Genomic DNA, 13,237 nt, shown 5'->3' with positions numbered 1-13,237 from the left:
CTAATGCGTAAACACATAACGGAGGTAATCACCAACGATGACAGAACCAACAATTTTTCAACGGGCCTTGGCGGGGCTCCCTTTAGATTTTAATGGTGCCGACTTTCAGGAAATCCAGCGTACCGTCCAACGCACACAGTCACTCTTAAAACGATTTAACAATCAGGACCAAACGCCAGAACAGCGGCGGGCTACACTTAGTCAGGTTGTCGGCTACGAGGTCCCGGCCTCGGCGGAAGTCAACGCGCCCGTTCACAGTGACTTTGGGCCCCACATTTTCATTGGCGAAGACGTCTACGTGAATCAAGACGTCATGTTCACGGACCTGGGCGGCATTTACCTGGAGCGCGGAGCTTTGATTGGGCCGCGGGCGATGCTGATAACGGTCAATCATTTGGAAGACCCAACCCATCGACGCGACGTCCAGGCCAAGGCCATTCACGTTGAAGCCAACGCCTGGATTGGGGCCGGGTCGGTAATCCTGCCCGGCGTCACCGTGGGCGAAAATGCCATCGTGGGTGCCGGCGCCATCGTCACCAAGGACGTCCCGGCCAACACGGTGGTCGTCGGTTCGCCAGCCCGCGTGTTACGGCGAATCAAAGGGATGTCAACGGATTAGGGCCGACATCGGTGTCAGACAGGGTGACGGTGCGAACGGTTCATCAGACTAAAACAAGCAGTAGATTCTCGCATGAGAAATCGACTGCCTGCTTTTTTGCCTAAGAAATTAAAAGGGATATTGATCAGAAAACCGTGCCACGACACCGGAGAACGGCCGCTGACAACCACTACCGTAGCCTAGAATTTCACGTAACGGCAGGCGGCCAGTACCACCCATGTAAGGCCGTCACTCCGCAGTTGGGGCCAGTTCCAAGCGGACTTGGTCCAGCAGGGCCTGAGCCGCGGCAGACAACCGTTGCCCCTTGAGCCAGACCAGGCTGGAGCCGGACGAGATCCGCGGTTCTAATGGTACGAAAGCCAGGTCGGACTGGTTGGTGTTGATGATACCGTCGAGGCCTAGCGCGTTACCGACCCCGGCAGACACCAACAGTGACGCGTTGTAGAGCAGGTTGTAGGTGGCCACGACGGTCAGGTCATCGCTGGTGAAGCCGAAGAGATCGTGGAGGCGTTGGTCACCGCCCTGTTGCGGGATAATCAAGCGCGACTGCGCCACGTCGTCCAGACTGACCGTGGCTTGCTGAGCCAGTGGCGAACTGTTTTGGACCAGCAGGCCCCAGCGACTTTCTCCGGGGAGCCGGCAGAAGTCGTAATCGGACTTGTCGATGGGCTCCATGACCACGCCGAAATCAAAGACGCCGGCCACCAATTGGCGATGAATCTCGGCGGCATCCATGCTGACAATGTTGACGCGGACGTGAGGGTGTTGCGCATTGAGGTGACCGATGGCTTGGGCGACTGTCAACATGCTGCGGGCCTCGGCACTGCCGATATAGACGGCGCCGCTGAGGTCGGCTTCCTGGTGGATGTTGGCCAGCGTCTTGTCCGTCAACGATAATATCTGTTGAGCCTGGTGCGCGAAATATTCGCCGTCCGGGGTCAACTGAATCGTGCGGTTACCACGAACGAACAGGGTCGTGTCCAACTCTGCTTCCAGATCCTTGAGTTGCCGCGAAATCGTGGGTTGTGACACGTGAAGCCGCGTGGCCGCCTGACTGATATTTTGCTCTTGCACGACCATTAAGAAGTACCGTAATACCCGTAATTCCATCGTCTTGCCTCCTATAGCTTTGACGTATACGTTTTAATTTAATATAAGCATTAGACAGATGAAAAGTCAAGCCGTAAGATAGGGCTTGTAAACGAAGAGGAGGGCGACGCATGAAGAGATGGACGCCAGCACAGTTACAACGATTCGCGGTCGCCGATGATCTGCGGATCTCACCATTTTACAGTGATGGTCGGACTTACGGCACGCCGACGTGGATCTGGTCGGTGGTCGTGGACCAGCACCTGTATGTGCGGGCGTGGCACGGTCAGCGTTCATCGTGGTACCAATCCGCGGTGCAGCAGCGTGCCGGGCGCATTTACTTGGCCGGACAAAATTACCCGGTCAATTTTGCCCCGGTCACGGACCAGACGGCGCTAGTCGACGCGGCTTATCGACAAAAATATGGGCAGAGTGCCTACCTATTGCCGATGATTCAGGCCGGCCCGCAAGCCGCCACGATTGAAATTTTGCCCCGATAACGGTCAGAAATAAGGAGGGTGTCCCGTGAAAATCAATGCAGCAGCAACACAATTACACACCAGCGCCTGGACGCTGCGGTATTACGAAGAGATCGGCGTCTTGGCGCCAGTGGCTCGCGTCAGTGGCATGCGCGACTATCAGCCCGCCGACCTGGCCCGGATTCGCGAGATCCTAGACTTACGGGCGTGTGGCGTGACCTTGGATGAGATCAAACGGTTCTTACGCCTAGACTCATCTGCTGATCAGCGCCAACTATTGGCCACGCAAGCCGCTGACTTACGCGACCAGATCACCGAATTGACGGCAACGCTGGGCCGGTTGGAAACCAAAATCGCGACGTTGCCAGAACGCCGGTTGGTCGCCAATGGGGCCGACTAAAAAAGAGTGAGAGTGGGCCAAAAGGCGATTAGCCGGCGAGCATTAAGGCTGCTAGCCGAATAATCCCGAGTTTGGATTGTTTGGCTAGCAGTTTTAAGCGGAACCGGCTGCCTTTTGACGCACGTTTCAGCTATGTAAAGGTGACGCGAAGGGTCTGGGAGTTAAGCGGAACCGGTGCACGTTTCGGCCATGAGGCTACTTTGGGACCGATCCTCGCGCCCTCACAACCTATATTTGACGAACGGTAGGCGGACAGTTCACATTGTGAGGCTGAAAACGGCTATTTTTAACGCCATGAGTCTCATGATCACAATGGTTCTAGTTGATCTTCGTCTTTCAATCTTCAGCTGATGAGCCCCCCACACAGGGGAACGATGCAAAGTACAAATTAGGAGGAAACTAACATGACAAAAATTTTAATTCTCGGTGCTCACGGCGCCATGGCCCAATTACTCACGCAACGGGTATTGAACGAAACGACGGATACGCTGGTCTTATTCCTGCGCAATGCGGCGCGGCTCAACCAGTACGCGGATAATCCGCGGGTCACGTTGGTCGATGGCGATGTCCACGACACGGCGGCGGTCGCTCGAGCCATGGCTGGCGTGGACCTGGTTTACTCTAATTTAGGCGGAGCCGACCTCGATGCGCAGACCCAAAGCGTAGTTGATGCCATGCACCAAACTCACCAGACCCGGTTGATCTACATCAGCTCCCTGGGCGCCCACCACGAGGTCCCGGGCAAATTTGGCGAGTGGAACGAGCGGATGATTGGGGCTTATTTACCGGCTTTCCGCAAGACCAGTGACTTGGTCGAGAAGTCCGGATTGACCTATACGGAGATTCGGCCGGCCTGGTTGACGGACAACGATGAGGTCGACTACGAGGTCACCACGTTGGCGGACGGCTTCAAGGGCACCGAGGTCTCACGCCAAAGCGTGGCCGACTTTGCCCTGAAGGTCCTCAACGACCCCAGCACGTATCAAAACAGTAGCGTTGGCTTGGACAAGGCTGGCACGGATGGCGACCAGCCCAGCTGGTATTAAGGAGCGCAGCCATGACAGTGATCGATGTGTTCGCTCATATTTTGCCACCGAAGTTTTTGGTGCAAATGCAGGCGTTGAAGCCCCAGATCTTGGATCAATTTCCTTATATGAAAAATCCCTTACTGACGGACCTGACTCAGCACAAAGCCAGTCTGCCAGCTGACCACCAACAGGTCTTATCGGCGGTCAATCTGAATCCGGAAGATTTCTTTGCACCAGAACAGGCCGCGGACCTGTGTCGTCAGGCCAACGCCGAATTGGCGGCCATCGTGCGGGCTAATCGGGACGTCTTTCCCGCGGGCGTGGCGATGTTGCCGATGAACAACGTGCCCGCCGCCCTGCAGATCATCGATGAGCAGGTGGCCGGCAGTGAGGCGTTGGTCGGCGTGCAGCTCTTTACCCGCGCGCTGGGAGAATCGATTGCCGCACCGGTCTACCAGCCGATTTTTACCAAATTAGCCGAGATCGGTGCCCCCATTTGGCTGCATCCCGTCTTTGATGACCGCAAGCCCGACAACAATCTCAGCTTCAGTTGGGAGTACGAGTTGACCCAGGCGATGAACGACATCGTGGCGGCCGGTATTTTCCAGCAACACCCTCAGCTCAAGATCATCGTCCATCACGCTGGGGCGATGATTCCGTACTTCAGTCAGCGCATCAAGTACATTCAGTCGGCAACAAACTACGCAGACTTTCAGAAATTCTACGTGGACACCGCCATCCTGGGCAATCCGCAGGCGCTGGATTTGGCCGCCGCGTTCTTTGGCGCCGACCACGTCTTGTTTGGCACGGATTCGCCATTTGGCATTCCCCCCGTTGGCCCGACTGCGGTGATCGAAACCGCGGTCAAGGCCATGGCGGTCTCGCCGGCTGTTCAACAACAAATCTTTAGTGGTAATTGGCTGCGGCTCAGTGGCCAGAAGGAAGCGTAATGATGGAATATACCAAATTAGGACACACAGGTTTAGACGTTTCGCGATTGTGCCTGGGCACGATGGGCTTTGGCAACGCGTCGACGGGGATGTTCCCGTGGGCGGTCGACGAGACGCAGAGTACGGCGGTCATCAAGCAAGCCTTAGATCTGGGCATCAACTTCTTTGACACCGCCAACATTTACTCGCACGGTGACAGCGAACGGTTCGTGGGACAGGCGCTGAAACGCTTGGCGCACCGGGACCAGATCGTACTAGCGACCAAGGTCTTCTTCACGCCGGAACAGGCGCCGAATGTGGCCGGATTGTCGCGCAAGGCCATCATGTCACAGATTGATCAGAGCTTGGAACGCCTGCAAACGGATTACGTGGACTTGTACATCATCCACCGGTGGGATTACCACACGCCAATCGAAGAAACCATGGAAGCGTTACACGACGTGGTGAAGTCTGGTAAGGCCCGCTATATCGGGGCGTCGGCGATGTTTGCTTGGCAATTTGAAAAGGCTCAGGCCGTCGCGGAACAACACGGCTGGACCAAATTCGTCTCGATGCAAAACCACTTGAACCTGTTGTACCGTGAAGAAGAACGGGAAATGTTGCCACTGTGTGCGGACCAAGACATTGCCGTGACCCCTTACAGTCCGTTGGCGTCCGGTCGACTGACCCGGGACTGGGCCGGCGAGACCAAGCGCTACGCCACCGATGCCGTCGCCCGCTCCAAGTACGACGACAGTAAGCAACTAGACCTGCCCATCATCCAGCGCGTCGGCGAGATTGCCGCTAAATACGGCGTGGACCGCGTGCAGGTCGCCTTGGCCTGGTTGCTGCAAAAACCAACCGTCACGGCGCCCATCATCGGTGCCACCAAGGCCAGTCACCTGACGGGCGCGGTCAAGGCCTTAGACCTCAAGCTGACCTCGGCGGACGTCCAGTACCTGGAAGAACCGTATCTGCCACATGAACTGGTGGGACCACTGACGCGTGATCAAATGAATTATCAGCGGTAACGAAAAAAGAGTGGGCCAACAGGCTGCCTTTTAACACACATTTCAGCACTGTAGAGGTAACTGAAGGTTTGAAAGACGAAAGTCAGCTGGAGCTACTGTTAGCATGCGACTCATGGCGTTAAAAGTAGTCGGTTACAGCCTCGCAACACGAACTGGCCGCCTACCGTTCGCCAAATATGGGTTGGAACGCTGCGGCGGGTCGAGCCAAAGAACGGTCTCGACGCCTTTCTTTGAGCCGAAAGTTGCGTCTCAAAATGGCCTCACAGCCGAAACGTGCGCCAACAGGCAACTGGTTCCGCTTAACACTGCTAGGCAAATAATCCAGAACCAGGATTATCCGCCTAGCACCGTTAATGCTCGCCAGTTAACCGCCTGTTGGCACACTCTTTTTAGCCCGGTATGATGGCTCACTAAGACAACCTGGACGCCTGAGTTGTCTCCTCCCACAGCGGTATGCTAGGCTGAAAGGTAGAAAGGGGTTTTCACAGAATGACAGAACCGAAAATTGCTTTAGGCACTTGGGCGTGGGGCGACACCGCGTCCAATCGCTATTTTGGTGACACGTTGTCCGCAGCGAGCTTGAAGCCCGTGGTGACGGCAGGGATGGCCCATGGCTTTACCTTGTGGGACACGGCTTATGCGTACGGTCAAGGGACCGCGGAGAATTTAGTCGGCGAATTGCTGGCGCCTTATCCGCGGGAGAGCTATCAGTTGTCGACGAAATTCACGCCGCGGATGGCCGGCACGGGTGACCACGAGATGGCCGACATGCTGGCGGGCAGTCTGCGCCGGCTGCGCACGGACTACGTGGACCTTTACTGGATCCACAACCCGGATGACGTGGAGAAATGGACGCCGGAATTGATTCCTCTCGTTCAAAGCGGCAAGGTCAAGCGCGTGGGTGTGTCCAACCACAACCTGGCGCAAATCAAGCGGGCCAACGAAATTTTAGGCAAGGCGGGGATCCAAATTTCTGCCGTGCAAAATCATTTCAGCCTGCTATACCGGTCTTCAGAACGGGCGGGGATCATCGATTATTGCCAAGAACACCACATCACGTTTTACGCGTACATGGTGCTGGAGCAGGGCGCGCTGACGGGGCACTATGACGTGGACCATCCGTTGCCGGCCGGCAGTGAGCGGGCCAAGGTGTACAACGCCGCTTTACCCCAGTTGACCAAGTTGACCGCAGCCATGAAGGCCATCGGCGAGCGGCAAAACGCCTCGATTGCCGAGGTCGCGACCGCTTACGCCCTGGCCAAGGGAACGACGCCCATCATCGGTGTCACCAAGGAAAAGTACATCGCCAGTGAATTACGTGCGGAAAAGGTCAGCTTGACGCCCGCCGAAATCAGCCAGCTGGAGAACTTGGCCGCCCAAACGCAGGTGGATACCAAGGGATTTTGGGAAGCGCCAATGGTTTAGATGAACGCCTGAAAGTTGAAAGGGAAAAATAGCGCGCTGATTGCCGAAGTGACGGTGTTCTGACACCTAAAATTGATGAAACCAGGCGCCTGTGTCAGGCTAGGGTGGGACCTGCTCTGGGGAACGGCTCCAGCCTGAGGGGCGGTCTTTCGCCTCGCTTGAAAGCCTGGCAAAACCCGCCAGTCTCTCAAGTCGTCCCGCGCTGTAGGCTGAGAAAGAACCTCAGCCAACACCGCCGACACAGCTGGCTCCACCCTGGCTGCCTCCGGCAAGTTTGACGGCTGTCAGTAACACTGTGTTAATAAAAGACTGGTCGTCAATACAGCTGCTATCTAGGGTTAAAACGACTGTTACTGGCAAGCTCGCCCTGTGAGGCTATAAACGACTATTTTTGATGCCATGAGTCGCATGATAACGATAGTTTCAGCTGATTTTTGTCCTTCAGCCTTTAGATGAACTCAAAAAGACTCAGCGACAGCCAATGAGGGCTGCTTGCTGAGTCTTTTCGTTTGGTAAAAATCAACTCTCGAACGCCAGCCAACGCAAACTGACCGAGGTCAGCGGCTGGGGGTGACAACTGTCTGCTTGATTTCGTTAGTATCAGTAGAGGGTTACTTTTCACGTTTGCCTAATTTGCGAATCAACAGGGTCCCCAGTAACAAAACCAGTCCGCCAACTAGAATCGATAGACTACTGGTTTCGTTCAATTGCGGAATTCTGGCGGTACTTTGACTGTGGGATTGCCGTGCGGCAGTTTGTTGCGAAGCCGATGAAGGCGTCGCGGCGTGGGTCGCTTGGCTAGGCGTCGTTGTGACTTGGTCCGCCGCTGCGCCGGTCTGCTGATTAGGTGTCGCTGACTGCTTGGTTGTGCGATTGGCCTGAGAGGTTGCGGTTTGACTGGATTTTGCGGGAGCAATGGTATCGGCGTCGGCACCGTGGTGGTAGCTGGGTTCAGACGGGGCGTTGCTTGCGGCCGCTGAAGATGAGCTACTCGACGTACTGTCACTGTTGGCCGTGGCACTCGAACTGCTCGAGCTGCCGGCATTGCTGGGAACGCGCGGCTGGTCCGTACTTGCACTACTGCCGCTGACGGTCAGCTTCGTTTCCGCTGTGATCGGCGCATAGTCTGTGCCAAATTGGTCGGTGTAGTGGTAACTGTATTGGATGGTGTATTGTCCGGCCGCCTTGAATTTCTGGGCGGACAGATTGGTTAAGGAAACCGGGTTTTGGTGACTGTCTAAAACCTTGACCTGGACAGTCATGTCGCTATCTTTAGGCTTGGTCACAGCGTCATCTTGGCCGAAAGTCAGCTTGGCGTCGCTGTGGTTGGCATCTGCTACCGTCACGCCCTGGGTTAAATCAACGGCGGTATTGGTGTTAGCCTTAGCCGTAGTGGCCGCGTTGAGCGTTGGGGTGGCGAGCACCTGCCATTTTTCGGTGGCCTGAACGGAAGACTTCAGCGCCAACGAATCGGTCAGGTTGTTGGCCGTGTTTTCGTGATAGGTGACTTGGTATGCCCCCGGTGCGGCGGTAGTGTGCTGGTCCTGGTCACCCAGAATCTGAGTGGCGTCATTCGTGATTGTGCCGCCGTCATTGGCAAAGGTCGTTTGATTTAACCAATTGTTGCCTGTCCAAGATTGATTGATCCAAGGGTCCTGAATAATGGTCCGGTCATCGCCAACGAATTTGCCGCCCTGGTAAATGGTAAACGGTCCGGTCGCGTTGATCTGCGGCTGCGGGTAAACCAAAATGGGCAACTGGGCCTGTAGGAGTTCATAACTCCCAAAATTGTAGAAAATTTTCACCGAATAGGGTTCGGACAAATGATTGCCTGTTAAGGTGAAGGTATCCTTGTCGTAAGACTGACCCCAGGGATCGATAGTCGTTTGGAGTTTCTCGTCGCTGGGGTGATGGATGGAGTGGATTACTTTCGTGTTAGAGACGCCAAGGCCACTCAGGGTATCATTGACAAACATTCTGATCGGTTGTTTTAAGACCCACGCCGAGGTACTGGAGAGATCGTTATTGCCCGTAAAATCGTCTAGCTTATAATCTCCTGGTGAAGTCATCTGCAAGGCTTCACCATTGGCATACGTGTGGGTCAACTCTTGGGCGTGCGCAGTCATTGCCGGTAACGTGCCACCCAATGCAAGTGCAAGAATTAATGTTACTACTTTTGAATGATGTCTCATCATGGTCGCTCTCCTCATTTTTTGACAGCTTTGAGATGCTGGTGAAATGCCTACCTGCCACCTTCTATAGTAGTTCTCTTTTCAGAAATAATCAACCGTGTTATTTAACGAAAGGGGGAACCATTTTGACGATACATCGTTGTGGTGCTCAAGCTAAATACGGGTTCTCGCGGTTGTCAGGCATACCGATTTTGGCCATTGGTGCGCAAGGGGAGACGGTTGGTTTCCCAAACGAAGCCACAGGCGACGGACCATTAGAACATAGTAGGACAATGGTTTTACGAGTAAAATCAGTCAAATTAATAATCTGCGATCGCTACCAGAATAACTTTAGACTTATGAAAAAGTCTGGTGTATTATTGCGCCAATTCAGTTGAAGAAAGTGAAGGGATGAAAGTTGAAAGACGGAAATCAGCTAGAACTATTGTTATCATGCGACTTCTGACGTTAAAAATAATCGTTTGTAGCCTCACATATGAACTGACCGCCTACCATTCGCCAAATATGGGTTGGAACCCTGGCTGACGTAGGCGCCTGGTTTTACCAATTTTAATTGTCAGAACACCGTCATTACGGCAATCAGTGCGTTAATTCCACTTTCAACCTTCAGTCAGGGATAAAAAGACTCAGCGACAGCCAATTAAGGATGCCACTGAGTCTTTTCGTTTGGTAAAAATCAACTCTCGAACGCCAGCCAACGAAAACTGACTGTGATAGCCACGCGGGGGTGACGAATCCGCGGTCAATTTCGTTAGTAACAGTAAGGGTCTATTTGAACGTCTCGTTGGTAAACGACTGGACGGTCCCGGTCTTGGCCTGCCGATTGACGTTGGCGGTCAGCTTGACCTGGTCGCCGGCCTGCAGTAGTGCGGCCTTGGGGTAATCGCCGGTGCCGACCGACCAGAGGTAATCGTTGCCCTTGATGGCGAACAGCACGCTTTGACTACTGCCATTCGGGACGATGGCGACCCGGGCCACGGTGCCGTGGACCTTGGTCAATTTGGTGGCCGTCGAACTGGCCGTGGAGCCGGCGGCCGCTAACTGGACGCGGTACTGATCGAGTGCCTGGGCGGCCGTGGTGGCGTACGCCTTGACACTCTGGTCGGCAGCCTTGATGTAGGCGTAGCTCCGGAAGGCTCCGGTGGAGTCGAGCAGCGAAACCACCCAGGTCGGCGTGCCGTCGATGTTGTACATGATGGGCATCGTCGCCGACCATTTCTGCGCGACATATTCCTTTTCGGCAATCTTCTTGGCGCCATCACTGTCCATGACCCCGATATTTTTACCGGTGTAATACGTCAGTGTCCCGGTCCGCGCGTTGATCATGGAGTATCCCATGGTCGAGTCGGCGCTGGTCTTGGGCGAGGTGAAGTCGTTAAAGTACGAAATGTTGCCGTGCTTGTCCGCAACCGGGGTGACGCCATCCTCGGTACCATTGCTGTTGGGTAGCTTGACGCCGGTCTTGTTGAAGTAGGCGTTGAAGAAGCCGTTGCCGTAACGACCGAAGATCTCATTCATTTCCGCGGCGGTCGACGAGGCGATGGATTCGTTGATAAATGCGGGCGCACCAGCGGCGGTGTACAGCTTGGTCGCGCCGGTCTTGGCGTTTAACACGACCACGTGCAGGCTGCGGTAGTTGATGCGTTTCGACACCCCGCGGGCCTTGTAGACGGTTTGGATGAAGAAGGGTTCGCCCTGGTCGTTGACTTCCAGTTGCGGCTGGCCTTCCTGAACCCAGCTGGGGAAGCGGTTGTAAATGACCCGCTGGGCGTCGTCAAAGAGGTAGGCGCTCGGCGTGTATTTCATGGCTTGCTTGACGAAATGTGGTTCGGCGTTGACGTTGGTGGCGTCGATGATGAAATACCCCGGCGTCACTCGTGCGCGTTGCCAGCGCCAAAAGCCGTCGAACTCGACCGGAGCGATGTAGACGGTCTTGCCCTTGACCACCTGCGTCTGTAGGTCGCCTAACCGGTAGTACGACGTGTTGGGCACGGTGCTCATGGCCTTGTTCATCTTGTTGCGCACGGTCTTGGGCGAAATGGCGATGGGTGTGCTGTTCTTGTCCAGCAGCGGCGCCGTCTTGACCGTCTTGATACGCAAGGAATTGTAGACGGCCTTGACGCCAAAGCGCGTTTGGAGCGACCCAAATAGGCCCAAGACCACCAGCACGGCCAGGACGCCCGCGGCGATTTTCGTGCCGAAGTTAATACGGGGCAAGTGGAAATTAAACGGTGAATTTCCCCGCCGTTCGACCTCGACTTTGGCCTGGGGACTGTTGAAGGCCAGCAGTGGCAGGTAGAAAATACCGTAGACCAGGTTCATCCCGATCAGGCTGGCGGGCGTCTTGCTGGGCAGTGAGCTGAAAACGATGCCCAGCGCCACCAAGTAAAAGAGGACGTAGGTACCAACCAATAACCGCCAGCGCTCGGGCCGCTGAATGCAGGCCAAAGTGGTCATACCCAGCGCGGTCAGAGTGCCGAATAGTGCAACTAAAAGCATAGAATAACTCCTTCTTGAATGGACTGTGAAATGAAGCGCTATCCTTAGTTTACCGTAGTTGGCGGGTGAGGGAAACCGGCTGACTAAAAAACGCGTCCCCACCACTCGATGGAAACGCGCTATAGCTAATCTTAGTGAATCACAACTTTCATTCCCGCCGGCACGTGGCTGTAGATCCAGTGAGCATCGGCGACGGATAAGCGCACGCAGCCGTGACTGGCGCGTTTGCCCAACTTGTGGGCCTCGCTGACGATGTACTTGCCGTGGGCATTGACGGGCACGGAGTGGAACAGGTAGGTGCCCCAGTACTTGAAGGACGTCCAGTAGTTGGCGCCTTCCTTAGAGCCGGCGTTGTAAAAATGCGTCCCCCGGTTTTGGATGTGGTAAGTCCCGGTCGGTGTAGGGGATGACTTCTTCCCGGTCGAGCAGACCATGGTGTAGAGCGTCTTGTGCTTGCTGGTTCTGATGTAGACGCGTTGTTTGGCGATGGACACCTTGATGTAAGCGTGCTTATGTTTCTTTAAATTCGGGTAAGCCTTGGTCTCCGATGGCTGTTTCCAAGTTGGCGTTTTCGCCTTGGCATTGGCGGTCGTCGTAGCAACCACGGCCCCACCCACCAGGCTGACGACGGCGAGTAGCGTGGTTAAGATTAGTTTTAGACGTTTCACAGTGAATTCCTCCTTGTAGAATACACTCATTATTCTATAAGTTGGCGATAAGCCTGTCAACAGGCGAAACTATTGTGGTGATGAAATTCACGGGCAACTTGGCACGTCGGGGATGCGCACCGCGGCCACTGGAAAATGCTGCAGCAAAAAGGCGAGCCTGGGATAAAACCTCCCAGGCTCGTTCGCGTCACTTCTATATAGCTGAAACGTGCGCCAAAAGGCAGCCAGTTCCGCTTAAAACTGCTAACCAAATAATCCAAGTCCGGGATTATTCGGTTAGCAGCCTTAATGCTCGCCGGCTAATCGCCTTTTGGCCCACTCTCGCAATCGTTAATGATCTAAATTAGCCTTTAAACATAAAGATTCCCCGTACAATTTCCGCACCAATCAAAACAATCATCGCTGACCAGGTAATTAATGTTGCGACGCTCCCCATAAGGCTGACCTCCTTGTGAATGCTTTAACTTTACCTTCATTGTACGCCGAAGCCAGTCTTATCGCAATGGGTACGCTTACATTAATAATGGAGGTGGGTTCCCGGTTAAGTAGCCGAAACGTGCGCCAACAGGCAACTGGTTCCACTTAACACTGCTAGGCAGTTAACCGCCTGTTGGCACACTCTTTTCAGTGGCTGACCCCATATTTGGCGAACTCTCGGCTACGGTGTGCTTGTCAGTAACAGTCGTCTTAACCTCAGATAATAGCTGCATTGACGACAAGGCCTTTCATTAACGCAGTGTTACTGATAATCGTTACCTTGCCGGAGGCAGCCAGGGTGGAGCCAGCTGTGTCGGCGGTGTTACCTGGCGTTGTTTGCCAGGTTACAGCGCGGGACGACTTGAGAGACTGGCCGGTTTTGCCAGGCTTTCAAGCGAGGC

General features: G+C 54.8%; 11 protein-coding genes. 7 read left to right on the top strand and 4 right to left on the bottom strand.

What is annotated here, in order from left to right:
• Positions 1 to 37: 37 nt before the first annotated feature.
• Positions 38 to 619 carry a DapH/DapD/GlmU-related protein gene (locus LKH74_RS06000; RefSeq protein ID WP_287788642.1) on the top strand — a complete coding sequence of 194 codons (582 nt, stop codon included), beginning with the start codon at positions 38 to 40 and terminating at the stop codon, positions 617 to 619.
• Positions 620 to 847: 228 nt separating this feature from the next.
• On the opposite strand, the gene LKH74_RS05995 is transcribed toward LKH74_RS06000, so the two are convergent.
• A complete protein-coding gene (locus LKH74_RS05995; protein ID WP_287788641.1) occupies positions 848 to 1,729 on the bottom strand; it encodes a LysR family transcriptional regulator in 882 nt (293 codons plus the stop codon).
• Between the two features lie 110 nt (positions 1,730 to 1,839).
• Between LKH74_RS05995 and LKH74_RS05990 the strand changes: the two genes are divergently transcribed.
• The 6 genes from LKH74_RS05990 (at position 1,840) to LKH74_RS05965 (ending at position 7,000) form a co-directional block, all read left to right on the top strand.
• A complete protein-coding gene (locus LKH74_RS05990) occupies positions 1,840 to 2,208 on the top strand; it encodes a DUF2255 family protein (RefSeq protein WP_287788640.1) in 369 nt (122 codons plus the stop codon).
• A 25-nt stretch (positions 2,209 to 2,233) separates the two neighbouring features.
• Positions 2,234 to 2,587 (top strand): MerR family transcriptional regulator, encoded by a 354-nt coding sequence (locus LKH74_RS05985; RefSeq protein WP_287788639.1) that lies wholly within the window; start codon positions 2,234 to 2,236, stop codon positions 2,585 to 2,587.
• Positions 2,588 to 2,991: 404 nt separating this feature from the next.
• Entirely contained in the window at positions 2,992 to 3,633 is a 642-nt protein-coding gene (locus tag LKH74_RS05980) for an NAD(P)H-binding protein (protein ID WP_287788638.1), read from the top strand.
• A gap of 11 nt (positions 3,634 to 3,644) precedes the next feature.
• Positions 3,645 to 4,565, top strand: coding sequence for an amidohydrolase family protein (locus LKH74_RS05975; RefSeq protein WP_287788637.1), 921 nt, complete (start codon positions 3,645 to 3,647; stop codon positions 4,563 to 4,565).
• Between the two features lie 2 nt (positions 4,566 to 4,567).
• The gene (locus LKH74_RS05970) at positions 4,568 to 5,575 is read left to right on the top strand and encodes an aldo/keto reductase (RefSeq protein WP_287788838.1); all 1,008 of its coding nucleotides are present in this window, start codon (positions 4,568 to 4,570) and stop codon (positions 5,573 to 5,575) included.
• A 489-nt stretch (positions 5,576 to 6,064) separates the two neighbouring features.
• Positions 6,065 to 7,000: an aldo/keto reductase gene (locus LKH74_RS05965; RefSeq protein WP_287788636.1), complete on the top strand. Its 936-nt coding sequence runs from the start codon at positions 6,065 to 6,067 to the stop codon at positions 6,998 to 7,000.
• Positions 7,001 to 7,611: 611 nt separating this feature from the next.
• Here the strand turns inward: LKH74_RS05965 and LKH74_RS05960 are convergent.
• From LKH74_RS05960 to LKH74_RS05950, 3 genes are all read right to left on the bottom strand, one after another.
• The gene (locus LKH74_RS05960) at positions 7,612 to 9,195 is read right to left on the bottom strand and encodes a hypothetical protein (RefSeq protein WP_287788635.1); all 1,584 of its coding nucleotides are present in this window, start codon (positions 9,193 to 9,195) and stop codon (positions 7,612 to 7,614) included.
• Between the two features lie 765 nt (positions 9,196 to 9,960).
• Positions 9,961 to 11,691 carry a hypothetical protein gene (locus LKH74_RS05955; RefSeq protein WP_287788633.1) on the bottom strand — a complete coding sequence of 577 codons (1,731 nt, stop codon included), beginning with the start codon at positions 11,689 to 11,691 and terminating at the stop codon, positions 9,961 to 9,963.
• 131 nt (positions 11,692 to 11,822) lie between these two features.
• Positions 11,823 to 12,359: a L,D-transpeptidase gene (locus tag LKH74_RS05950; protein WP_287788632.1), complete on the bottom strand. Its 537-nt coding sequence runs from the start codon at positions 12,357 to 12,359 to the stop codon at positions 11,823 to 11,825.
• Positions 12,360 to 13,237: the final 878 nt, after the last annotated feature.

Source organism: Levilactobacillus sp. (assembly GCF_022646225.1).
Lineage (GTDB): Bacteria > Bacillota > Bacilli > Lactobacillales > Lactobacillaceae > Levilactobacillus > Levilactobacillus suantsaiihabitans.
This window is presented reverse-complemented; position numbering and strand designations above follow the sequence as displayed.